Source organism: Verrucosispora sp. NA02020 (assembly GCF_013364215.1).
GTDB lineage: Bacteria > Actinomycetota > Actinomycetes > Mycobacteriales > Micromonosporaceae > Micromonospora.
This window is the reverse complement of the sequence record NZ_CP054923.1, coordinates 268,981-292,266: the sequence shown is the minus strand read 5'-3', so window position 1 is coordinate 292,266 and position 23,286 is coordinate 268,981. Positions and strand designations below refer to the sequence as shown.

Sequence of the window (23,286 nt, the reverse complement as noted above, 5' to 3'; positions counted from 1 at the left end):
CATCTAGGTAGCGCCACTAGGGTTCGGCGGGTGGATCCCGATCGTCGTGGGCAGTGGCTGCGAGGTGTGCTCGACCTCTGCGTGCTGGCCCTGCTGCGCGAGGGCGAGTCCTACGGCTACCAGCTCGCCCAGTCGCTCGACGCCGCGGGCGTCGGACCGATCCAGGGCGGCACGCTCTATCCGGTGCTGCTGCGATTGCAGCGCACCGGTCTGGTCACCGCGCAGTGGCGGGAGGGCGGGTCGGGTCCGGCCCGCAAGTACTACCAGCTCACCGACGACGGGCGGGCGGCGCTGCACAATGGCGGTAACGCCTGGCTGACGTTCGTGGCGCCGGTGACCGACATCGTCTCGAAGGGGGTCGAGGGGTGAACGTCGACGACTGGCTGCGGGGGTTCGCGGCCGAGTTGCACAGGCGGCGGGTGGCGACCGACGCCGCCCGGCACGTGGTCGCCGAGGCCGCCACACACCTGCGCGAGGGCGGCGGTGACCCGTGGCAGGTCTTCGGCCCGCCGCAGACGTACGCCGCCGCGATCGTGGAGAGCATCGGCACCGCGCCCGGCCCGCGTCCCGGGCCGGTGCGCTTGTCCGCCAAGGGCATCACCAAGCGGTACGGGCGGCATCCGGTGCTGCGGGACGCCTCGCTGACCGTACGCGCCGGGCAGATCGCCGCCGTGGTCGGCGCGAACGGCTGCGGCAAGAGCACCTTCCTGCGGATCTGCGCCGGGTTGATCTCACCGGACAGCGGTGAGGTGACCGTCTCCGGCCGGCTCGGCTACTGCCCCCAGCAGGGCGGCACCGCCGACTTCCTGCTCCCCGACGAGCACTTCGTGCTGGTCGGCGCCGGTCAGGGTGTGGCCCGTGGTCCGGCCCGGCAGGCCGGTCGGGCGGCGGCCCGGAACCTCGGCTGGGACGCCGAGGGCACCGTGCTCGCCCGGCACCTCTCCGGCGGTACGCGCCAGAAGCTGAACCTGACCATGTCCACCCTCGCCCAACCGGACGTGCTGCTGCTCGACGAGCCGTACCAGGGCTTCGACCAGGGCAGTTACGTCAACCTCTGGGACCAGTTGACCCGGCTGCGCGACGAGGGGAAGGCCATCGTGGTGGTGACGCACCTGCTCAACCAACTCGACCGGGTCGACATCGTGCTCGACCTGACCTCCGCCGAGCAGGGAGGTCGGGCGTGAAGCGGCTGTTCACCGTCGCCGAGATGACGTTGCGGGAACTGGCGCGTCGTCGGGGCGTACTCCTGCTCCTGTTGTTGATGCCGTTGGTCTTCTGGATGATCCGGCGGGACTCGCACGTCGGGCAGTCGATCCGGGCGCTGTTCCTCGGCATCAGTTGGGCGGTCAGCACCGCCGCGCTCTTCGCCACCAGCGCCGCCCGCGAGCTGGAACCCCGGCTCCGGCTCGCCGGTTACCGGCCGCACCATCTGTACCTCGGCCGGATGCTCGGCCTGTGGGCGCTCGGACTGACCGTCGCGGTGCCGTTCTTCCTGCTCACCGTGCTCGACACGACCAACCTGCGGTACGCCGGGATCGCCGTGGCGATGCTCTGCTGCGTGATGGTGGCCGCGCCGTTCGGCATGTTGATCGGCGCGCTGCTGCCCCGCGAACTGGAGGGCACCCTGCTGTTGCTCACCGTGGTGGCGATGCAGATGCTGCTCGACCCGGCCAGTCAGGGCGCGAAGCTCACCCCGTTCTGGTCCAGCCGGGAGATCGCCACCTGGGCGGTGGACCACGCCGACGACGGCTACCTGGCCCGGGGCGTCCTGCACGGGCTGGCGGTGACGCTGCTGCTGACCGTGACCGTGGCAGGGGTGTTCAGTGTCCGGCTGCGCCGCCGCCGGCACCTGCACCACGTACCCATCACCTGAGAGTCACCACGGGGTCCGCGACCGGTCGCGGACCCCCGCGCAGGCTCTAGCATCACCTGGTGCGTCTCAGATCCCTCGCTCCCGTGGTCGCGCTCGGTGTCGCCGTCGGTCTGACCGGCTGCGGCGGCCCGTCCGTACCCCGCGTCGACCCGCGCAGCGTCCAGCAGCCGGCCGGCGGCGATCCCGCCGAGCCGACCTCCGAGGCACCGCCCGGACAGCACCAGAGCGCCGAGACCAGCCCGTCCGGCAACGCCGCGCTCGGCACCCCCGCCGCCGGTGCCGACCCGACCCGGTCGGCCGACAACCCGGGCGTACGCGACAGCGCGCCCCCGGCCGACGCGGCCCCCGTGCCCGCCGTGGCCCAGGCCGTCGACACCTCGAACCCGACCCGCACCATCGGTGACGGCACCCCGGCCAGTTGCACCTCGGCAGCGGTGGTGCGGGCGGTCGCGGCCGGCGGGATCATCACCTTCGACTGCGGCCCCGACCCGGTGACCATCACGATGGCGGCGACCGCGAAGGTCCGCAACGCCAACGGCCCGAAGGTGGTGCTGGACGGCGGCGGCAAGATCACGCTCAGCGGGCAGGGCAAGCGCCGCATCCTCTACATGAACACCTGCGACCCGCTCCAGGGCTGGACCACCGCGCGCTGCCAGAACCAGGACCACCCGCAGCTCACCGTGCAGAACCTGACCTTCGCCGACGGCGACGCCACCGGCCAGCGCGTCGACGGTGGCGGCGGTGGCGCGATCTTCGTGCGCGGCGGGCGGCTCAAGGTGGTCGACTCGCACTTCGTCGGCAACCGCTGCGACCGCACCGGCCCCGACGTGGGCGGCGCCGCCATCCGGGTGCTCGACCAGCACGACGGCCAACCGGTGTACGTGGTCGACAGCACCTTCACCGGCGGCACCTGCGCCAACGGCGGCGCACTGAGCAGCATCGGCGTCTCCTGGGTCATCCTGAACAGCGTGCTGCGGGACAACGCGGCCGTCGGCACCGGCGCCAACCCGGCCCGCTCCGGCACTCCCGGCGGCGGCAGCGGCGGCGCGATCTACGCCGACGGAAACGAATTCTCGGTCCGCGTCGCCGGCACCCTGATCGAGGGGAACGACGCCAAGGAGGGCGGCGGGGCGATCTTCTTCGTCAGCAACAACCGCACCGGCACGTTGCGCATCGAGAAGTCGACCCTGCGCCGCAACCCCAGCCACGGCTTCCAGACCCACCCCGGCATCTTCTACCAGGGCGCCGGCTCCGGCCCCACCATCACCGCCTCCACCATCCGCTGAGTCAGTAGGGGTTGCCCTGGCCGGCGGGGCGGGCCTTGAGGAGGGCGGCGGGACGGCCGGGCAGGTCGGGGGCGGCGGAGAGCGGCGGACTGGCCGTGTGGGCGCGCTCCGCCATGCCCGCCACCAACTCCTTGAGCGCGGTGACCGCGTCCACGCGTGGCCGCCAGCCCAGCTCGGTCTCGGCGCGCTCGCTGGACATCAGTGGCGCGCTCAACGCCAGCTCGACCCACCCCGCGTCGACCGGTTGCAGCCGGGCCCGCCAGGTCAGCGCGGCAGCCGTCCGCAGCACCGGGGCGGCCACCGGCACCGTCCAGCCGTGGAAGTGCCGGGCCACCAGCTCCGGCGTCAACACCGGGTCCGCGGCGACGTTGAAGGCGCCGCGCGCGTCACCCAGAATCGCCCGGGCGTACGCGTCGGCCACGTCGTCGGCGTGCACCGCCTGCATCCGCAGCCGGCGGTTGGCCGGCACCAACGGCAGCCGCCCGAACCGGAGCAGCCGCACCGGCACCAGTGGCCCCAGGAAGTAACGGCTGATCTCCGTACCCGCCTCCCGCTGGAAGATCAACCCCGGCCGCAGGCGTACCACCCGAAGCTCCGGACGGGTCCGCTCGACCCCGTCGAGCATCTCCTCCACCACCGCCTTGTCCCGGCTGTACGACGACTCGGCCACCCCGGTCGCCGGCCACCGCTCGCTGATCGGCAGGTTCTTCGGCCCCGGCGCGTACGCCCCCACCGACGACGCGTACACCAGCGCCGGTACGCCCGCCCGCAGCACCGCGTCCACGATATTCCGGCTGCCACCCACATTGGTACGCCGCAACACCTGCTGGTCGTGGCTGGGCTGGATCTGCCAGGCCAGGTGCACCACCGCGTCCGCCCCGGAGAACACCTCGGTCAACTCGTCAACGGCACCGGCCCGCCCGATGTCGCACGAGTGCCACCGCACCCCCGCGTACGGCTCACCGGCCCCCGCGTGCGGCAGCCGCCGCGCCACCCCGACGATCTCCACACCGCGCTCACGCCACAACCGGCGCAGCAGTGCCGTACCCATGTTGCCGCTCGCGCCCACCACCACGATCCGCATGTCCGGTCCGTACCCGGTCAGTCGCTTTCCACGCGTCCACCTGGCTCCCGACCGGCGGCGCTCCCGTGCGCGGCCCCGGCGGTCGCGGCCCCACCCGGCCGACGTCCCGCGTGCGCGGGGTCCGCTACCGGGCCAGCAGCGCGCCGATCATGCTGGCGAAGGCCCCGACCGAACTGCCCGTCCGAACCAGGTTCCAGCGCACCCACGGCACCTCGAACCGACGCCGGATCGCCGCCAGGTCGGTGATCCCGTCGACCGACCCGGCGGCGTCCAACTGATCATTGAGCGGCACGTTGCACCGCGCCGTTACACCGAGCGTCACCAGATGCAGGACCAGCGCGGCGACCAGCCACCACAGCACCGCACCGCCGTCACCGAAGTACCCGACGACCGCCACCGCCACCAGCACCGGCCCACCCAGGAACACCGAGATGAACCAGCCGTTGACGATCTTCCGGTTGATCGACTGCATGGTGCCGACCAGCGTCCGATCGTCGGTCGCCGCCAACCCCGGCATGACCGAGCAGGCGTACGCGAAGAACAACCCCGCCACCAGCCCCGTGGCCGCCACACCCCCGGCCAGCACCACGACCCGTACGCCTTCCGGCACGCTCGCCTCCCCCTGTCGAACCGATGCCCGAGCCGATCCTGCCAACCCGGCACCACCCGGCCACCGGGCAGTCATCGACGGCTGCTCGACAGCCGCGAGCCCGATCCGCGCAGTGTCCGGTAACCTGAGCGCGCGGGCCGCTAGCTCAATGGCAGAGCTGTGGACTTTTAATCCATAGGTTCAGGGTTCGAGTCCCTGGCGGCCCACCACACACCCCCCATGAACTGCGGTAACGTCAAGCAAAGATCATCGGGCACAACGAGGGCACAACTCAGCTCCGATCTTGGTCGGTGGAAACTTCCCGCCGCAGTAGCCGCCTCATCGGTCAGTGCGCTGCCGAGCCGCTTGAGCGCGTCGCAGGTGGCCGCCGAGGACACCACCGTGTAGATCTTCCATGACGAAGCCGAACTGGCACTGTTAGTTCACGTCGCGCCTGCCGGGTTCGGGCGGATTTCACGTGGCTTGTTGCGGCTTGGTCGCCGGTATCGATCGGGCAGCGGAGCGCTGACAGGCGCTACTCGTCGGAGACGTCGCCCGCAGTGGACTCCCGAAGGACGTTCCCGACTAGCGCGTGCACGTCGATTGAGTTAGGAGCTGGCCGGGATCGACCTTCTGCGAAGGCCAGCCGCGCGGCTGCCAGGTCAGCGAGACGGACGGCTTGGATTACGATGACGCGCCGCAGACCAGGCGAGACCTCGCCACGCTCGTGAGCAACGGCCGACACCCTAGCCAAGGTCTCGGCACGACGAGCGATGCGGACGTCCGGGTGCTCGCGGTCTTCTCGAAGGTCTTCGGGGATCAAGTTGAAGCGATACGAGGGCGGTAGCTCGACGAGTTCGGAGGTCGGGGGGATCTTTTCGTTCAAGATTGCCCGGTACTTCGACTGGTCGATCGCTCGGCGATATACCGAGTACTCGATCGCGTTCAGCTTCGCCTGCTTGTCGGGGTCGTTGCCCAAGTGCTCGGTTGGCCAGAACTCCAACTCTGCGACCTCGAAGGGGTCGAGAATCCGATACGCCAGCGTATCGCTTCGCTGGCCGGTCAAGTGCCGGCCGATGCGATCTCTGAACTTCAACCACGTCTGCCCGACGTAGATCGGCTCGGCATCGTAATCGTAGAAGGCGTAGACGCCGATGCAGTTGCCGAGCGCCTTGCCGCTCGCGGTGTCCACAGACCCCATCGCGTCCTTCAGTAACCGTCTGAAGCCCTGGACGAACTCAGTCGGCAGCGAGGCCTTCGACGGCGGGTTGTGATCCGGCTCGTTGTATGACGCGACGCCACGACTAGCCACTGGGCACCCCTCTACCTCTTCTGTCACCATGATCGGGAGCAGGAGTCTAAAGGCTAGGCTTGCTGATAGTGAGGGTCGGGCACGGTACGGCGAGCCTGCGGAGCCGCATCTTGGCAGCGGAAGCCCAGGTAGGAGCTATGGGCCGTAGCCGAGTGTCGGCAATCCGACCTGGCCTAACGCCTCGTGTGCCTCGCACAGATTCGCCATCGGGCACCGCTGGCAAAGGTGATCGATGACGCCTACGTGCTTACCTCTTGATTTAGTGCAGCATGGATGGCTCCCGCCGCTTCGTTCGCGGGCTCGTGTTCCCAGACCCGGAATATGGTCCAGCCCGCAGCGCGCAGCATCTCATCAACTGCCAAGTCACGCTTTCGGTTGCGATCAATCTTCTGGTGCCAATATCCACTCGGATCGGACGGCATCCGGCAATGGATCGGGCATCCGTGCCAGAAGCAACCGTCTACAAAAACTGCCACTTTGCGTCGCGTGAAGACGATATCTGGCCGGACCGCGCGTTCTAGAAGTGAGATTCGATAGCCGACTCGGTAACGAAGCCCTCGGCGGAAGAGTTCTTGCCGGAGGGCTAGCTCAGGCTTTGTATTAGCGCTCCTATTTGACCTCATAGCGCGCGAAGCTGATGACGGTGGTGGCGTGGGAGGCATTGTCATCGTTTTTCTTTTAAGTGAGCTAGCGTCACTCCACACAGGTCGGACGCAGGATCGGCAGAAGGTAATTGTTGCCAATCCACTCAATAACGTCAACCACGACAGCGTCACCAAAACCGAAGAGTTGCTGATTCGGCGTTCCGGCAAGGAGTTTATACTCATGGGCACCCATGAGATTGGCGTACTCCCGTGGAGTCATCCACCGAATCGATATTTGACCTTTGCCCAGTTGGACTAGCGCCTGCTTGCTTGATCCACCTCCGGTGGTCCGGAGGCACCCCGCGATGCCGTCCTTACGCAGTTCCCACATCGCCACCCCCCGCCTAGTGCGGCGGTAGGCAGTTCGATAACTGGTCGCATCCCCCGCGAGAAGAGTCTCGAATCGGGCTCTCTGAACGTCGCTAAGAGACCTGACGAAAGCGTCCACTCGATCCTCACCCCACCAAAGGCTCGCTGCGACATCCACCTCAACGAAGCCATCCAGGTCCTGCGGCCCCTCGGGCAAGGGCGGGAGGTCCATGTAGTGCATATCTAACGCCTGACGGTGCTTGCCGTGAATGGCCTGTACCCAGGCGGGACGCGAGTCGGTGACCGCCGGAAGTCCTTTCCTTACTCGACTCGGCAGCATGTTTTTCTGAATGCCGACAATAAACATCCTCGGTCGAGACTGCGGCACGAAGTGCCGGGCGTCGATCGCAATCACGTCCAGTGAATAGTCGAGCTTCGATAAGCTTTCCAATGCGGCCGCGAGGTCCGCGCCGCCACGACTGGTAGCAAACCCATAGACATTTTCAAGGAGAATCACCGGCGGCCGGGGCGACAAACCCTTCATGACCTTTGTAAACTCCCAGAACATCCCCGACTGCTCACCAGACAGGCCACGCCTATTGCCAGCCAGCGAGAGGTCAATGCACGGGAAGCTGCTCGTTGCCAGTTCGATCCCCGCTGGCAGGTCCGAAGCCTCAACCTCGCGTATATCACGAACGACGAAGTGCTCTTCGGCATCTGGAAAGTTGGCGGCATAGGCATCGCGCTTGGCCTGCTTAATGTCGTTTGCCCACACCACTTGCACCTGAGCGCCTTTCACCCGCTCAAGGGCGGTTCGGACGAGACCGATCCCGGCAAAGAACTCCGCTGCCCGGATGGGCGCGCTCTCCATGCTTCCCTCCTCGCCCATCACTACTGCAGCCTATCGGCACCCTGGCCGCAGTCCTCAGGTGTGACACTCATCTGTGATCTTTCGATCACCAGTTCGACCAGACGTAATCATACGACTGCTCACGGCTTACGTGTGGTACCACGATTTGCCGTAGGTTGCGACCTCTTGGTGGGTCCCGCTGGGAGACGAGACGGCAAACGAGGCGGTCAGACAGTGCAGGTGCCCGAGCGGTGCAGAGTTTTTGTAGGAGGTTTCAGGCCGCGATGCAGGACCAGCCCCGATACCGGGGCCTGGCAAGCACCTACTCGTCGGCGGAGGTTCCCACAAACTGACACCGGGCAACCCTCCTGGGGTACGCAGAGTTTCTCGGTGCTAACAGCGGAGACAGACCCGGCTGGGGCACCTGCCAGAGCTTTGGCGTCCTCGTCCTCGGCTCGATGCGGGTACCGTCCGGAGCGGTGGCTCGTCGGACGGTCGGCTGGTTCGGGCTTAGTCGGTTCTCGTGGGAGGCTGCCATGCTCACGACGATTGGTGATCACCTGATACAGCGCTTCGCCAAACGTTCGCGGACCTTGAGCAGGGCGACACGACCGAGCGAGAGTTGACCGACCGTTACGCCGCGCTACTCCCATAGTCAAGCGACACTATGGCCTGTTCACACGCGCTAACGGCAGAGGGCGTCGATCTGCGTGTCGAAGTCGGGGAACTCCGCCCGCGCCGCCGCGACCACCTCGTCCGCCGATCGACGGCGATCCGGCGCGAAGCGCTGTGCTATCTCGGTGAGGCGCGCGTCCGGCTGCGGCTCGTGCTCGTGCTCCGGGTACTGCGCCGCCTCCCACGGACCGAATCCGTCCGCCAGCAGCCACAGGTAGCTCCCCAGGTCCGGCGCCACGACCCCGGTCTCGCCCTCCGATCCGAGGAACACCACCGGCTGTCGTTCGATCGGCTCACCGGCGCGGACCAGCCAGAACGCGGCGTAGCCACCGGTGCCGTCCTGCCCGAAGACGCGGTACTCGGCCCCGTCCAGCTCGGGGTTGCCGGTCCAGGAGCGCCACCAGTCGGCGGTCTCGTCCGGGTCCAGGAACTGCGGGTACGGCTCGAAGTCGACGCCGGCTCCGTCGCGGTAGTCGAATTCCCCCGCGTGCGCTTCGGCCAGCGCTGCGGGCAGGCTACGACGGCTCTCTTCCACGGCAGCACCCTAACCACGACGACCGACATCCTCTCGGCCCGTCCGTGCCGTCCCGCGCCACGCGGAGAGCCGGCTAACCAGCGGCAACGGGGCACCACCAAGATCGGCTTCTTGCTATGCTGCCGCCCTCAGATGCGTGGGGACACCGGGCAGCACGTCTGCCGATCCGATGGTGTCCTTTCTCCGCACCACTTTTCTTGTGGTTTCCGAGGAGGAGACGGTGGCCCTGACCGGGCAACTGCCGGCCGTGCGTACGGCGCGGATCTCGACTGTTCTGACCTTGACGATGTGCCTCGTCGGCACGCTCGCCGCAGTGCCCGGCACGGCGATCGCCGCCTCCCCCGAGCCGACTGCGGAGTTGGTGCTGCCCGCCGAGGCGCGGGCCATCCCGCGCGCCACCCGGATCCTCAACGCCGGCGACACCGGATTCCTGTGGGCACAGGAGGGTGACGACCGTCTGTTGTGGACGGTGTACGCAAACGGCACGACCACCGCGCTCGACCAGCGGCTGCCCGCACCGGTGCAGTACGACTTCCGAGGCTGGTGGCCGTCGGCCCCCTCGTTCCACCCTGGTTGGTACGGGGCGGGTTCGGACACGGTGGCCGTCTATTCGGCCGAGCCGTCGCCACGGGTGACGCTGCTGCGGGGTGCCTCGAACGGCCGCACGGTGACGTTGCCCGAGGGACGGTCCTACCAGGGCACCTTCGGTGACACCATTCTGACCCGCACCGACGACCTGGCGTACCACCTGCTCCGGGACGGCGTCGAGAGGCCGGTCTCCGGCTTTCCCGATGGTGTGACGGAGGCTGCGGTCGAGGACGCCGACGCCCGTTCCGTCATCGTTCGCTACCGGCTCGCCGATCCGGTCGACGAGTGGCGCAAGTGGGGCCTGATCGACGTCGCCAGCGGTGTCTTCACCCGGCTTCCGGACCGGCTCGACCCGTTCGACGCTTGGGAGGTGAGCGGCTTCCGGCTCGCCACCGAGTCGATCCTGAGGCTGCGCAGCGGGCGTTCCCTACTGGACGTCCTGGACCGGGAGGACTTCTCGGCACCGACCCACACGGTCACCACGGGCCACCTCAACTACCAGGCCGCGCACGGGCTGGTCGGTGCGAGCCTGCTCTCGGTCGATCCGATCGCCACGGGCAACAACATCTATCGTGGGCAGCGGCTCTGGGCCGAGCGCGTCGACGGAACGCGACGCCCGGCCACGGTCATGAACCCGGCCGCGCACCAGATCGTCCAGGCACCGGACGGGTCCGCCCTGGTGGCGGGTGCGCGGGAGTACGTCGAGGAGGGCGACCTGGACTGGGGGATCTGGCGGATCTCGCCGACCCCGGACGGCTCGGTCACCCGGCACCGGATCACGTCGGTGCAGCCGGTGCCGGCGCAGATCCACGGGCTCGCGCTCGGCAGCGGCATCCTCAGCACGGCCGACAACAGCACCATCTACAGTCCCAGCGACTTCCTCGGCACCTACCGCAGCACCTGGTTGACCACGCCGACCGGCGGGGGCGTACCGGCCGTCGAGCGCGCCACCCGGGACGCGCTGGTCGGTGGCCGCGACGGCTCCTGCGGCACGTCCGACAACCCCCGCTGCATCACGATGTTCGCCGACGGCACCGGCCATCACGGTCGCGCCAATGCGACCTACCGCGACGTGACGATGTTGTACGCGAACGGGTCCGCCGCGTCGGGCCCGAGCATCGAGACGAAGCACTTCGCCCCGAGGCTCATCGACCTCTCCGGTCGGTACGCGGTGATCGACGGTGGCACGTACAGCACCCAGTACATCGGCGAGTTCCGGCCCGGGGCGGCGGGTGTCGTGCTCCAGAACCGGTCATTCGTCGGGGCCGCCGTCTGGGGTTCGACGCTGTGGAGCGGCTCGGCCGCCTCCGGTGTGGTGACCGCCACCCAGCTTCCCACCGGCACCGTCCTGGAGAGTTTCACCACCAGCAACGGATGCTCGGCCACCCGGCTGCAGGCCGTGGGGCGCTGGGTGTACTGGGCGTGCGTGGACTACACGTACAGCGAGCGGGGCTCGGGTGTCTGGGACCGGGTGGCCAAGCGCCACCTGCCCGCCCCGGCACGTGACGTGCTGCTCGGCGACGGCTACCTGGTCGAGCAGGTGAACGGCGGGCTCCGGCTGGTCGACCTGAACGGCCAGCGCCCGGCCCGGACGCTGGTGGACGCGGACGACCTCGGTCCGGGTGCCGCACCGCGTACCGCCTGGACCGTGGACCGGTTCGGCGGCGCGGTCGCGTACGCCGACCGGCGGCAGCAGGTCCACATCGTGCCGACCGGCATCCCGGCATCGGCGTTGAGCGTGATCGACTCGACCGTGTCCGACGAGACCGATGCCTGGTCCGGTCAGTGGTGGCTGTCGAAGCCCGCCGCCTCCTGGCAGTTCGTCGTCCGTGACGCGGCGGGCACCGCCCTGCGTACGCTGTCCGGCTCGTCGGTCCGGGGCCTGCTGCGGGTGGCCTGGGACGGCCGGGACTCCGCCGGTAGGCCGCTGGCCGACGGTGCCTTCGCGTGGACGTTGACCGCCCAGCCCGCTGACGGCGTGGGTCCCGCCCTGACCGTCGCCGGCCCACGACTCGCCCCGCCGCCGCCCCCGCCGCCTCCGGCTCCCGCACCGCCGACGGCGACGAAGAAGCCGTCGATCTCGGGCACCCTCGCGGTCGGCTCGACGGTGAAGGCGGCACCCGGCACGTGGAGCCCGGCCCCCACCTCGTACGCCTATCAGTGGTCGGCCAACGGCACCGCGATCAAGAGCGCGACCGGTGCGTCCCTGAAGGTCACGCCGTCGGTGGTGGGCAAGCGGCTCACCGTCACGGTGACCGCGAGGCGTACCGGCCATCCGTCCGGTGTGGCCACCTCACCCGCATCGGCCGTGGTCGCCAAGGGTAAGGCGTCGAAGGCGACGAAGAAGCCGTCGGTCAGCGGTACCCCGAAGGTGGGCCGGACGGTGAAGGCACTGGTCGGCACCTGGTCGCCGAAGGTCGACTCCTACCGTTACGAGTGGCGGCTCAACGGCAAAGTGATCAAGGGCGCGACGGGGAAGACGCTGAAGCTCAAGTCCTCGATGCGCAACAAGAAGCTGACCGTCGTGGTGATCGCCCGCAAGGCGGGGTACGTGGACGGCAGGTCGACCAGCAAGGCGGTGACCGTACGCCGCTGAACCAGTGGCTCCCGCGCCCTAGGTAGCGGGGTCGGCCGAGCCGACCCACCCTGACCGGCCGGGCATACCCGATCGGGTATGCCCGGCCGGGCGCTCTTTCCGCCGCCCGGCGGTGTCTTATCGAAACTCTCTCACCTCCGCAGACTCGTCTTCGATGAGACAAGCGGGGGAGAGAGGGGCGGTATCGGTGAGCAGAGCCGTGGCCACGGAAGACATCACGCAGCTACCCGAGCTGCCCCTGAAGCGTCAGTGCCCGTACCAGCCGCCGGAGGAATACCGGGAGCTGCGGGAGCGCGGGACGGTCACCCGGGCGCGGCTGTTCGACGGCCGTCCGGTCTGGGTCGTCACCGGGTACGCGGCGACCCGGGCGATCCTGGCCAGCCCGGACACCAGTGTGGACGTCCGGCAGCCGGCCATGCCGGTGCCGGTGCCCGGCATGGCGGGGCTGCGGCAGAGCGGTTCGGCGACCATCGAGGCGTTGCTGCGGACCGATCCGCCGGCGCACTCGCGGCAGCGGCGGGCGGTGCTGCCCAGCCTGACCTACAAGCGGATCAGCGCCTGGGAACCGGAGATCGTCCGGTACACCGACGCCTACCTGGACCGGATGCTGGCCGAGTCGCCGCCGGTGGACCTGCTCGACGTGTTCGCCAAGCCGCTGGTCGCGGAGGTCCTGGGTCGGCTGCTCGGGGTGCCGGAGGCGGACGTCGCGCACTTCCAGACGGTGACCTACAAGCGGTTCAATCCGGTCCGGTCGATGACCGGCTACCTGACCCACCTGCTCACCGAGGGTCGGGACACGCTGCGGGACGGCCAGTTGCGGGATCTGGTCGAGCGGATCGACGAGGGCGAGCTGACCGTCGAGGAGGCGACCGGCCTCGGCATCGCCATCGTGCTCGCCGGACAGGACATCACCGTCAACACGCTGGGCATGAGCGTGCTCACTCTGCTCACCGAGCGTACCCAGCTCGACCTGTTGCGGGCCGAGCCGGAGCGGTGGCCGGACGCGGTCGAGGAGCTGCTGCGGTACCTGTCGCTCACCGGTGCCACGGTCCGCGTCGCCACCGCCGACCTGGAGGTGGACGGCGAGCTGATCCGGGCCGGGGAGGGCATCGTGCTGCTGCTCCCCGGGGCCAACCGGGATGCGGAACGGTTCGCGGACCCCGACGTGCTGGACGTACGGCGGGCGGCACGCGGTCACCTGACCTTCGGCTTCGGCATCCACCAGTGCGTCGGCCAGCACCTGGGACGGCTGGAGCTGCTGATCGCGCTGCGGGCGCTGTTCACCCGGATCCCGGGGCTGCACCTGGCCGTACCGGTCGAGCAGGTCCCGGTCAAGCAGGGCGTGGTGTTCGGGCTCGGCCGGCTGCCGGTGCGGTGGTGACCCGATGACGGTCCTGCTCACCGTCGCGGCGGAGCGCTGTCTCGGCGCCGGGCACTGCGTCCGGCTCGCGCCGGAGGTGTTCGACGAGGACGACCACGGGACGGTCGTGCTGCTGGTGGCCGAGCCGGAGCCGGACCGGGTCCCGGCCGTGCGGGAGGCCGCACACCTGTGCCCCAACCGAGCGATCTCGATTCAGACGACTCAGCAGGAGCGTGAACGGTGACCAGCTTCAGTGCCCGGATGGAGGTCAACGTCGCGCAGTTCGGCGAGCGGACCGCGTTCACCTACGTGGCCGACCCGATGCGTGACGACGCCCCGATCAGCTACTCGTACGCCCAGATCCACGACGCGGCCCGCCGGGTCGGCGCGCTGTTCCAGGACCGGCTGGCCGCCGGCGACCGGGCGATGCTGCTCTATCCGCCGGGCCCGCAGTTGGCCCTCGCCGTCCTCGGCTGCCTGTACTCCGGCGTGATCCCGATCGTGGTGCCGGTGCCGGACGGGCAGCAGCACCGCAGCCAGCGGCTCACCGCGATCGTCCGCAACGCGCGGGCCGCCGCCCTGCTCACCGAGGAGCGGGTGGCCGGTGACGTGGCCACCTGGGCGGAGGCGGCCGGGGTGGGCGACCTGCCGCGTCTGGTGACCGACGCGACCGCGCTGCCCGACGTCGGACAGTTCCGTGCCCTGCCCGACGACCCGGACCGGATCGCCTTCCTCCAGTACACCTCCGGGTCCACCAGCCAGCCCCGGGGCGTCGTGGTGACGCACGGCAACCTGGCCGACAACGCCGGGGTCTACCAGCGCATCCTCGGCGCGCCGTCGGACGCCCGGCACGGCGGCTGGCTGCCGATGCACCACGACTTCGGCCTGATCGGGCTCTTCCTCTCCCCGCTGTACGTCGGCAGCACCACCGTGCACATGCCCGCCTCGGTGTTCCTGCGGCACCCGCAGAGCTGGTTGTTCCTGGTGGACCGCTTCGACGTGCAGATCTCCCCGGCACCCAACTTCGCCTACGAGATGTGCCTGAACCGGATCGCCGAGGAGAGGCTCGCCGGCCTGGACCTGTCCCGTTGGCGGGTCGCGGTCAACGGCGCCGAGCCGGTCCAGGCGAGCACGCTGGCCCGCTTCCGCGACCGGTTCGCGCCCTACGGCCTGCGGCCGGAGGCGGTCGGCCCCGGCTATGGGCTGGCCGAGGCGACGCTTGCGGTCTCCTGCGTCGGGCAGTACCGGCTTCCCCGCATCACCCGGGTCGACGCCGCGCACCTAAGCCGGGGGCAGGCCCGACCGGTCGGGCCGGACACCGACGAGGCCACCCGTGACCTGGTCGGCTGCGGCGCGACGTCCGAGATGGACATCCGCATCGTCGACCCGGAGCGCCACGTGCTGCTCCCCGACGGTGAGGTGGGCGAGATCTGGCTGCGCGGACCGAGCGTCGCGCGCGGGTACTGGGAGAACCCCGAGGCCACGGCCGCCGTCTTCGACGCGGAGACCGCCTGTGGCGAGCGCGGTTTCCTGCGCACCGGCGACCTCGGGGTACGCCTCGACGACGAGCTGTACATCTCCGGGCGGATCAAGGAGCTGCTGATCATCCGGGGCCGCAACCTGTATCCGCAGGACCTGGAGGCCGAGGCGCGCACCGTGCATCCCGCGCTGGCGCTCGGTGTCGGAGCCGCGTTCAGCGTGCCGGTGCCCGAGGAGCAGGTGGTCCTGGTGCACGAGGTACGGGCCGGCCGGGCGACGCCGGAGGAGCTGGCCCGGATCTCGGCGGCGGTGCGGCACCGGTTGTCCCGCGAGTTCGGCGTGGAGGCGAGCGTGCTGCTGGTCCGCCCGGGCGGGGTGTCCCGGACCACCAGCGGCAAGATCCAGCGGGTCGCGGTCCGTCGCGCCTTCCAGGAGGGCTCGCTCACCGGCACGTACGCCGACCTCACCCCGGAGGTCCGCTCCCACCTGGACGCCACCGACCGGGATCGTGAGCTGGCCGGGGTGGCCCGATGAGCGCCGTCACCACCATCTCGCCGGGCCTGCTGGACGCCGCCCTGGCCACGGCCGAGCCGTTCCGCCCGGACCGGGTCGCCGAGCTGGACCGGACCGAGACGTTCCCCACCGACGCCGTACGTCTGCTGGACGAGCTGGGGGTTCCCGACTGGTACGTGCCGGCGCGCTTCGGCGGCGCGTCGACCGATCACACGCAGCTCGTCGAGGTGGTCCGGACGATCGCCCGGCACGACCTGACCGCCGCGATCGCGCACGCCAAGACCTACCTGGGCGCGGTCTGCGTCTGGGTGGCCGGTGACCCGGAACGGGCCGAGCGGCTCGGGGCGCGGATCCGGGCCGGTGCGGTGGTCTCCTGGGCGCTGACCGAGCGCGGGCACGGCAGCGACCTGGTGGCCGGCGAGCTGACCGCCACCGAGTGCCCGGACGGGTACCGCCTGGACGGCGAGAAGTGGCCGATCAACAACGCCACCCGGGCCGGGACGGTCTGCGTGCTCGCCCGCACCTCGGCCGACGCCGGGGCACGCGGCCACAGCCTGTTCCTGGTCGACAAGGACCGGCTCGCCCCGGGCAGCTACCGGACGTTGCCGAAGGCGCGTACGCACGGCATCCGGGGCGCGGACATCAGCGGCCTCGCCTTCGACGGTGCGGTGGTGCCGCCCGAGGCGCTGGTCGGGCGGCCCGGTGCGGGCCTGGAGATCGTGCTCAAGGCGCTCCAGTTGACCCGGGTGATGGCGGCCGGGCTCTCGCTCGGCGCCGTCGACCACGCCCGGGAGCTGACCCTGCGGTTCGTGCGGGAGCGGGAGCTCTACGGTCGTCGGCTGATCGAGTTGCCGCACGTGCGGCGCAGCTTCGGGGAGATCTCCGCCGCCGCGCTGGTGGCGGAGTCGGTGGTGCTGTTCGCCGGGCGGGCGGCCGGCGCGCTGACCGGCGAGATGAGCGTCTACTCGGCGGTGGCGAAGGCGCTGGCGCCGACCCTGGTCGACGAGGCGATCGCGCGGTGCGGCGAGCTGCTCGGCGCCCGCGCGTTCCTGACCACCGTGTACGCCGACGGCGCGTTCCAGAAGCTGGAGCGGGACCACCGCATCGTGGGCATCTTCGACGGCAACACCTTCGTCAACCGGCACTCGCTGATCACCCAGTTCCCGCGTCTGGTGGCCGGCTGGCGGCAACGGGTCCGGGACGTCGCCGGGCTGCGGGGCGTCGAGGTCGGCGCAGGGCTGCACGGCGTCGAGGTCGGCGCACCCACCGACCCGGGTCGCCTGGAGCTGTTCTCCCGCACCGGATGCAGCCTGGTGCAGAGCCTGCCCTTCCTGGTGGAGCAGGTCCGCACGACGGCGCCGGAGAGCGTGGTGCGGCTCGCCGCGTACGTCCTGGACTCCGCCGAGCGGCTGCACGACGAGATGGCCGCCCTGCCGCCGCAGGGCGTGACGGCCGGCGTCGAGGCGTTCGACCTGGCCCGACGGTACGAGTGGTGCCTGGCCGCCGCCGCCGTGCTGCACCGGTGGTCCGCCGAGCCGGCCCGGCCGGAACTGGCCGCCACGCTGGCCCTGATCGTCGACCGGATCGGCGGTCACCGGCCCGACCCCGCCGCCTTCGACCGGCTCACCGACGACCTCAAGGAGCTGTCATGACGGCCCCCGCCCGGCTGGACGAGCTGGAACACCTGCTCGGCGACCCGTCCGACGACGGCAACCCGCTCGGCGGCACGGCCGCGCTGGTGGCCGACGAGAAGGACGAGGTGTTCGGCGCCGCCGAGCGCGCCCTCGACGCGTACTGCCTCAACGCCGAGTTCGTGCCACGCCGCCACGGCGGGCGGCTGGCCGGGGCCGACGACCTGATCCAGGTGCTGCGGACGGTGTTCCGGCGGGACCCGTCGCTGGGGCTCGGCTACGGCGTCAGCTCGTTCATCTCGTCGGTCAACGTCTGGGCCGCCGGCTCACCGACGCAGACCCGATGGGTGGCCGACACGCTGCTCTCCAACCAGAAGATCGCCTCGGCCTACCACGAACTGGCGCACGGCAACGACTTCTCCCGCGCCGAGTTCGCGGCCCGGCCGGGCACGACCGGCGGGTGGCGGCTGACCGGACGCAAGGAGGTGGTCACCAACGTCACGCGGGCACGGGGGCTGGTGCTGCTGGCCCGCACCGACGAGCGGCCGGGCAGCCGCAGCCACTCGCAGATCCTGGTCGACAAGCAGACGCTGCCGGACGGCGTGATGCGTGACCTGGCCCGCTACCCGAGCGTGGGCATGCGCGGCGTGCAGTTGGGCGGCATCGAGTTCACCGACTGCCCGGTGGACGACGAGGCGGTGGTGGGTCGGCCCGGTCAGGGCATCGAGACCGCGCTGCGCTCGTTCCAGCTCACCCGCACCGCGATCCCCAGCATGCTCGCCGGTGTCCTCGACTCGGGTCTGCGGTCGACCATGGACTTCGCCGCCGACCGGCGTCTCTACGGCCACCGCGTCGCCGACCAGCCCGAGGTCCGGCGGCTGCTCGTCGACGCGTACCTGGATCTGCTGATCTGCGACAGCCTCGGCCTGGTCGCGGCCCGCGCGCTGCACCTGCTGCCCGGCCAGACCAGCATGTACGCCTCCGCCGTGAAGTACCTGGTGGGCAAGCGGCTGATGGACGCGATGCACCAGCTCTCCCTGGTGCTCGGGGCGCACTTCTACCTGCGCGAGGGCCGGTACGCGATCTTCCAGAAGCTGCTGCGCGACCTGGCCCCGGCCGGGTTCGGGCACGCCGCCCGTGTCGCCTGCCTGGGCACCATGCTTCCCCAGGTGCCGCTGCTGGCGCGGCGCGGCTGGGTGCATCCGGAGCCGGCCGACCCGGCGCTGTTCCGGATCGGCGAGGAACTGCCCGAGCTGCCGTTCGCGCGGCTAAGGGTCTCCGCCGGCGGGCTGGACGGCCTGGCCGGATCGCTGGGCGCGGCCGTGGACCGGCTCACCGGCGACGAGCCGGAGCAGCAGCGACTCCGCCGGCTGGCCGGGCAGTTCACGGCCGAACTCGGCGACCTCGCCGAGGCGGGGGCCGCGCTGCACCCCTCCGACCTGGGCGTGGACGCCCGCGTCGAGGTGCTCGACCTGCCCGCCCGGTACGCCACCGTGCTCGCCGCCTCGGCCTGCCTGAACGTCTGGCTGGCCCGGGACGACGACCCGGCCTGGGTCACCGGGGCACTGGACCGGCTGGCCCGCAGCCTCGGCCGTCCGGGCGACGACCGCGCCGGCGACCACCGCGAGCCGCTCTATCAGGAACTGGCCGCCCGGCACGCGGAGCGACGCAGCTTCGACCTGTCCCGCCGACCGCTGCCGGGATGACCCGGAGGCCAGTCCGCACCGCCAACCATCCGAGGAAGGAAACCCACATGGCATCCACCGCCGAGGGCGCGGGCGACCTGCGTTCCTGGTTGACCCGCTGCGTCGCGGAGTACCTGCGCCGGCCCGAGGACGAGATCGACCCCACCGTCCGCCTCGCCGAGTACGGCCTGGACTCGGTCTATGCGCTCGCTCTCTGCGGCGACATCGAGACGCACCTGGACATGCGGCTCAGCGAGACCCTGGTCTGGGACCACCCGACCATCGACGAGCTGACCGCGCACCTGACCGAACTGATCGCCGGACAACAACCCGCGGGTGCCCGGTGACGTCCATCGAGGCGGTCTCCGCCTATCTTCCGTCGGCGGTCGTACCGATCGAGGAGATCGGTGCCCGACTGGCGATGGACCCGAAGCAGGTGGCGACGTTCCGCCGCTTCTACGGCCTGTCCGAGGTGCGCTACGACCCGGACGGCGACCTGACCCAGATGATGATCAACGCGGCCGGCAAGCTGACCGCGCTGACCGGACGCGAGAGCCAGGTCCGGTACGTGCTCCAGGCCCGCACGTTGCAGACCGTGGCGCCGTACCCGGAGAACCCGCTGCACCAGGTCCGCACCGCGCTCGGCCTGGAGCACGCGGTCTCGTTCGCGGTCACCCAGCACGCCTGCGCGTCGGGGCTGCTCGCCGTGCACCTCGCCGGTGAGCTGCTGGCCGCCGACGGGGACCCGGACGCGTTGGCCCTGGTCTTCGCCGGGGAGAAGGCGTTCACCCCCACCGCGCAGCTCATCCCGAACACCACCTTCATGGGCGAGGGCTCGGCCGCCGTCCTGGTCGGGCTCAGCGGCGACCACGACCGGCTGCTGGGCTACGCCACCCGGACGTACGGGCAGTTCAACGCCGGTCTGCGAATGGACGCCGCGCGGGCCGCCGAGTTCGAGGCGATCTATCAGGACGGTCTGGCCGAGGTGGTCATGGCGGCGGTGGCGCAGGCCGGTGTCGCGCTCTCCGACGTGGACCTGATCCTGCCGCACAACGTGAACCGGCTCTCCTGGGTGCGGCTGTGCAAGCAGCTCGGTTACCCGGTGGACCGGGTGCTGCTGGACAACGTCGCGTCGACCGGCCACTGCTTCTGCGCCGACTCCTTCATCAACTACCAGACGGCCCTGGAACTGGAGCGGCTCGCGCCGGGCGACCGCTACCTGATGGTCGCCGTCGGGCTCGGCGCGACCTTCTCCGCCATGGTCTTCGAGCACTAGGAGGCATGATGACCGCACCGTTCATACCCCGGCTCAAGACCGCGGTGACCGGCGACCCGGAGGCGCGTTTCGTCTTCCTCGGCAACTTCGAGGTGGAGGACGTGTGGGGCGAGGACGAGCCGGGCCTGCCCCGGATGGCGTTCGGCTCCGGCAGCGCGGTGGTGAACCGGATGGACGAGTTCGCGCTGCTGTTGGCCGGGGCGGGTGACCGGGTGCTGCTCAAGGCCGCCCCCGACCCCGACTACCTGGCCTTCCTGACCGGCCTGGGCGTCGAGCTGCCGGAGATCCACACCGTGTCGGCGCAGAACCCGCAGCACACCGTCAGCCAGGACGTACTCGCCGACTCCGAGCTGCTGCGCCGGATGGCCCAGTGGGCGGAGCAGGGCGCGCACCTGTCGGTGCACGGCGTCTCGGTGCTGGAGGAGGAGATCGCCGCCCGCACCGGCATCCGGATCGCCGGCAGCTCCGCACAGACCTGCAAGGCCGTCAACAGCAAGGTCTACAGCCGGCAGGTCGCCGACGAGGTGGGCCTGCGGCAGCCGGCCGGTCGGGGTTGCGTCACGATCGCCGAGTGGTCGGCGGCGGTCGCCTGGGCCAAGGAGATCCTCTCGGACGGCCGCCGGGTGGTGGTGAAGGACGCGTACGGGGTCTCCGGCAAGGGGATCGTCGTGGTCGACGACCCGCGCCGGCTGGACCAGATGGACCGGATGGTGAGCCGCAAGGCCCGCACCACCGGCTCCGACCGGGTCGCCCTGGTGGTGGAGGAGTTCGTGGCCAAGCGGGCCGACCTCAACTACCAGATGACCGTGGGGCGCGACGGCGACGTCCGGTTCGACTTCGTCAAGGAGGCGATCACCGAGTCCGGCGTGCACAAGGGACACCGCATCCCGGCCCGGCTCGACGACCGCCAGGAGGCGGAGATCCGGGACGCGGCCCGACTGCTCGGCGAGCGGCTGCACGCCGACGGATACGTCGGAGTGGTCGGCGTCGACGCGATGGTCGGCGACGACGAGCGCCTCTTCCCGGTCACCGAGATCAACGCCCGCAACAACATGTCCACCTACCAGCTCCCGTTGCAGGAGCGCTTCGTCCCCGCCGGCTGGGTGGCGCTGGCCCGGCAGTACCCGCTGCGACTGCCCGAGCCGCTGCCGTTCAAGCGGCTGCACGGGGCGCTCGGCGACGTCCTGCTCACCCGGGCCGGTGAGGAGGGCGTCCTGGTGAACAACTTCGCCACGGTCAACGCCGCCGCCGGTGGCGACGGCGACTTCGACGGCCGGCTCTACGCGCTGGTCGTCGCGCCGACCGAGGAGCGGGTGCGCCAGCTCGACGAACACGTGGCCGGCGTGGTCGCCGGCCTGACCGAAAGGACCGGATCATGACCGCCGAGCACGAGGTGCAGGGCATCGGCATCACCGAGTTGGCCGAGCGATTCGGCACGCCGATGTTCGTCTACGACGGCGAGCAGCTGCGGCGGCAGTACCAGGGCCTGCGGGAGCGCCTGCACCCCGCCGTGGACATGTTCTTCTCGCTGAAGGCCAATCCCAACCTGTCGGTCTGCGCGGTGCTGCACGGCTACGGCGCCTGCGCGGAGGTGTCGTCGCTGACCGAGCTGATCACCGCGCGGCGGGCCGGGGTGGCACCCCGGGACATCATCTTCCTCGGACCCGGCAAGAGCCGCGACGAGTTGGCCGCCTGCCTGCGCGAGCAGGTGTACGCGGTGGTCGTCGAGTCCTTCGGCGAGCTGGAACTGCTCAACGAGGTGGCCGCCGAGCACGACGTCGTCGCGCCGGTCGCGCTCCGGGTCAACCCGGAGTTCGCGGTCAAGGGCGGCGGGCTGACCATGGGCGGCAAGCCGCGCCAGTTCGGCATCGACGAGGCGCAGCTCCTCGCCGCGCCCGACCTGGGCGCGTACCCCCACATCCGGGTGATGGGCGTGCACGCCTACCTGGGCACCCGCATCCTCAGCGAAGAGGTCATCGCCGAGAACACCGCGCGGATCCTGGAGCTCGCCGAGCGGCTGGCGCTGCGGCACGGCTTCCCGCTGGAGATGGTCGACATCGGCGGCGGGCTGGGCGTGGCGTACTTCGAGGGCGAGACCGACCTCGACCCGGCCCTGGTGGCCGAGCGGGTGAACCCGGTGGTGGAGGCGTTCCGCGACCGGCACCCGGACACCCGCGTGATCATGGAGCTGGGTCGGTACCTGACCGCGCCCTCCGGTGTGTACGTGGTGGGCGTCCGCTACGTCAAGGAGTCGATGGGCCAGCGCTTCGCCGTCGCCGACGGTGGCACCAACCACCACATGGCGGCCGTCGGGACCGGCTCCTTCGTCAAGCGCAACTACCCGATGGTCCTGCTCAACCGTCCGGCCGAGCCGGCCGTGGCGGAGTGGCAGGTCACCGGCCCGCTCTGTACGCCCAACGACACCATCGGCAAGAACGTGCCGCTGCCGACGGTCCGTCCCGGCGACCTCATCGGGGTGCTGCGCTCCGGGGCGTACGGGCCGACCGCCTCCCCCGTGCACTTCCTCAGCCACGGCTACCCGGCCGAGGTGCTGGTCCACGAGGGACACGCCTACCTGGTCCGGCACCGGGACGACCCGGAGGACCTGCTCAGCCGACAGCCGACGCACGACGAGCTGGCCGCACCGGCCCGACTCGTGTCGACCGTCACCAGCAACGGACACCCCTCGAACGAAAGGATTCGCGTGTCATGACCGAGACGATTGTGCAGGGTCAGCCCCCGGCGCCGGTGGTGGACGAGGCCGTGGTGGCCAGCGTCCGCACCGCACTCGCCGCCGTCCTCAAGCGGGACGTCGCCACCATCACCCCGGACACCCGGCTCTTCGACGACCTCGGGCTCGACTCGACCAGCGTGCTGGAGTTGCTGCTCGAACTGGAGAACGAGCTCGGTGCCGAGTTCGACCCGGACGACCTGGAGCAGCGGCACTTCGAGACCGTCACCACCCTCTCCGAGTACGTCAACGAGCACGTGAGCCGCTGAC

21 protein-coding genes and 1 tRNA gene are annotated in these 23,286 nt (G+C 70.4%); 16 read left to right on the top strand and 6 right to left on the bottom strand.

Annotated elements, in window-relative coordinates; genetic code table 11:
- Positions 1 to 30: 30 nt before the first annotated feature.
- The 4 genes from HUT12_RS01340 to HUT12_RS01325 are packed head-to-tail and all read left to right on the top strand — an operon-like array spanning position 31 to position 3,159.
- Positions 31 to 369: a PadR family transcriptional regulator gene (locus HUT12_RS01340; RefSeq protein ID WP_131056968.1), complete on the top strand. Its 339-nt coding sequence runs from the start codon at positions 31 to 33 to the stop codon at positions 367 to 369.
- On the top strand, positions 366 to 1,184 hold the full coding sequence (locus tag HUT12_RS01335; RefSeq protein ID WP_131056970.1) for an ATP-binding cassette domain-containing protein: 819 nt from the start codon (positions 366 to 368) through the stop codon (positions 1,182 to 1,184). Before HUT12_RS01340 ends, HUT12_RS01335 begins: the two co-directional genes overlap by 4 nt.
- Positions 1,181 to 1,873 (top strand): ABC transporter permease, encoded by a 693-nt coding sequence (locus tag HUT12_RS01330; RefSeq protein ID WP_131056972.1) that lies wholly within the window; start codon positions 1,181 to 1,183, stop codon positions 1,871 to 1,873. Before HUT12_RS01335 ends, HUT12_RS01330 begins: the two co-directional genes overlap by 4 nt.
- A gap of 59 nt (positions 1,874 to 1,932) precedes the next feature.
- Positions 1,933 to 3,159 (top strand): hypothetical protein, encoded by a 1,227-nt coding sequence (locus HUT12_RS01325; protein ID WP_254876697.1) that lies wholly within the window; start codon positions 1,933 to 1,935, stop codon positions 3,157 to 3,159.
- Between the two features lies 1 nt (position 3,160).
- On the opposite strand, the gene HUT12_RS01320 is transcribed toward HUT12_RS01325, so the two are convergent.
- Both HUT12_RS01320 and HUT12_RS01315 read right to left on the bottom strand, forming a co-directional pair.
- Positions 3,161 to 4,243 carry an NAD-dependent epimerase/dehydratase family protein gene (locus HUT12_RS01320; protein WP_176092298.1) on the bottom strand — a complete coding sequence of 361 codons (1,083 nt, stop codon included), beginning with the start codon at positions 4,241 to 4,243 and terminating at the stop codon, positions 3,161 to 3,163.
- A 124-nt stretch (positions 4,244 to 4,367) separates the two neighbouring features.
- Positions 4,368 to 4,853 carry a DUF1772 domain-containing protein gene (locus HUT12_RS01315; RefSeq protein WP_131051884.1) on the bottom strand — a complete coding sequence of 162 codons (486 nt, stop codon included), beginning with the start codon at positions 4,851 to 4,853 and terminating at the stop codon, positions 4,368 to 4,370.
- A 134-nt stretch (positions 4,854 to 4,987) separates the two neighbouring features.
- On the opposite strand from HUT12_RS01315, the gene HUT12_RS01310 reads away from it, so the two are divergent.
- A tRNA-Lys gene (locus HUT12_RS01310) sits at positions 4,988 to 5,062 on the top strand.
- A gap of 305 nt (positions 5,063 to 5,367) precedes the next feature.
- Here HUT12_RS01310 and HUT12_RS01305 read toward each other — a convergent pair.
- The 4 genes from HUT12_RS01305 to HUT12_RS01290 all read right to left on the bottom strand — a co-directional run bounded on the left by HUT12_RS01305 (position 5,368) and on the right by HUT12_RS01290 (position 9,157).
- Positions 5,368 to 6,174: a GIY-YIG nuclease family protein gene (locus HUT12_RS01305; RefSeq protein WP_176092297.1), complete on the bottom strand. Its 807-nt coding sequence runs from the start codon at positions 6,172 to 6,174 to the stop codon at positions 5,368 to 5,370.
- Positions 6,175 to 6,383: 209 nt separating this feature from the next.
- Positions 6,384 to 6,806 carry a very short patch repair endonuclease gene (locus tag HUT12_RS01300; RefSeq protein WP_176095613.1) on the bottom strand — a complete coding sequence of 141 codons (423 nt, stop codon included), beginning with the start codon at positions 6,804 to 6,806 and terminating at the stop codon, positions 6,384 to 6,386.
- A 31-nt stretch (positions 6,807 to 6,837) separates the two neighbouring features.
- The gene (locus tag HUT12_RS01295; protein ID WP_254876695.1) at positions 6,838 to 7,968 is read right to left on the bottom strand and encodes a DNA (cytosine-5-)-methyltransferase; all 1,131 of its coding nucleotides are present in this window, start codon (positions 7,966 to 7,968) and stop codon (positions 6,838 to 6,840) included.
- A 664-nt stretch (positions 7,969 to 8,632) separates the two neighbouring features.
- Positions 8,633 to 9,157: an SMI1/KNR4 family protein gene (locus HUT12_RS01290; RefSeq protein ID WP_176092296.1), complete on the bottom strand. Its 525-nt coding sequence runs from the start codon at positions 9,155 to 9,157 to the stop codon at positions 8,633 to 8,635.
- 169 nt (positions 9,158 to 9,326) lie between these two features.
- Between HUT12_RS01290 and HUT12_RS01285 the strand changes: the two genes are divergently transcribed.
- The 11 genes from HUT12_RS01285 to HUT12_RS01235 all read left to right on the top strand — a co-directional run bounded on the left by HUT12_RS01285 (position 9,327) and on the right by HUT12_RS01235 (position 23,285).
- Positions 9,327 to 12,341 (top strand): FlgD immunoglobulin-like domain containing protein, encoded by a 3,015-nt coding sequence (locus tag HUT12_RS01285; RefSeq protein WP_176092295.1) that lies wholly within the window; start codon positions 9,327 to 9,329, stop codon positions 12,339 to 12,341.
- 187 nt (positions 12,342 to 12,528) lie between these two features.
- On the top strand, positions 12,529 to 13,722 hold the full coding sequence (locus HUT12_RS01280; RefSeq protein WP_176092294.1) for a cytochrome P450: 1,194 nt from the start codon (positions 12,529 to 12,531) through the stop codon (positions 13,720 to 13,722).
- Between the two features lie 4 nt (positions 13,723 to 13,726).
- Positions 13,727 to 13,945 (top strand): ferredoxin, encoded by a 219-nt coding sequence (locus HUT12_RS01275; protein ID WP_176092293.1) that lies wholly within the window; start codon positions 13,727 to 13,729, stop codon positions 13,943 to 13,945.
- On the top strand, positions 13,942 to 15,714 hold the full coding sequence (locus HUT12_RS01270; RefSeq protein ID WP_176092292.1) for a fatty acyl-AMP ligase: 1,773 nt from the start codon (positions 13,942 to 13,944) through the stop codon (positions 15,712 to 15,714). The genes HUT12_RS01275 and HUT12_RS01270 overlap by 4 nt, the downstream gene beginning before the upstream one ends.
- Positions 15,711 to 17,345 (top strand): acyl-CoA dehydrogenase family protein, encoded by a 1,635-nt coding sequence (locus HUT12_RS01265; protein ID WP_176092291.1) that lies wholly within the window; start codon positions 15,711 to 15,713, stop codon positions 17,343 to 17,345. The genes HUT12_RS01270 and HUT12_RS01265 overlap by 4 nt, the downstream gene beginning before the upstream one ends.
- The gene (locus HUT12_RS01260; protein WP_176092290.1) at positions 17,342 to 19,030 is read left to right on the top strand and encodes an acyl-CoA dehydrogenase; all 1,689 of its coding nucleotides are present in this window, start codon (positions 17,342 to 17,344) and stop codon (positions 19,028 to 19,030) included. The genes HUT12_RS01265 and HUT12_RS01260 overlap by 4 nt, the downstream gene beginning before the upstream one ends.
- Before the next feature lie 47 nt (positions 19,031 to 19,077).
- On the top strand, positions 19,078 to 19,356 hold the full coding sequence (locus tag HUT12_RS01255; RefSeq protein WP_131051894.1) for an acyl carrier protein: 279 nt from the start codon (positions 19,078 to 19,080) through the stop codon (positions 19,354 to 19,356).
- Positions 19,353 to 20,285, top strand: a complete 933-nt coding sequence (locus tag HUT12_RS01250; RefSeq protein ID WP_176092289.1) for a ketoacyl-ACP synthase III family protein — start codon at positions 19,353 to 19,355, stop codon at positions 20,283 to 20,285. The genes HUT12_RS01255 and HUT12_RS01250 overlap by 4 nt, the downstream gene beginning before the upstream one ends.
- A gap of 8 nt (positions 20,286 to 20,293) precedes the next feature.
- A complete protein-coding gene (locus HUT12_RS01245; RefSeq protein WP_217705937.1) occupies positions 20,294 to 21,664 on the top strand; it encodes an ATP-grasp domain-containing protein in 1,371 nt (456 codons plus the stop codon).
- Positions 21,661 to 22,998, top strand: coding sequence for a type III PLP-dependent enzyme (locus HUT12_RS01240; RefSeq protein ID WP_131051897.1), 1,338 nt, complete (start codon positions 21,661 to 21,663; stop codon positions 22,996 to 22,998). Before HUT12_RS01245 ends, HUT12_RS01240 begins: the two co-directional genes overlap by 4 nt.
- Positions 22,995 to 23,285 (top strand): acyl carrier protein, encoded by a 291-nt coding sequence (locus tag HUT12_RS01235; protein WP_131051898.1) that lies wholly within the window; start codon positions 22,995 to 22,997, stop codon positions 23,283 to 23,285. Before HUT12_RS01240 ends, HUT12_RS01235 begins: the two co-directional genes overlap by 4 nt.
- The last annotated feature ends 1 nt before the right edge of the window (position 23,286 follow it).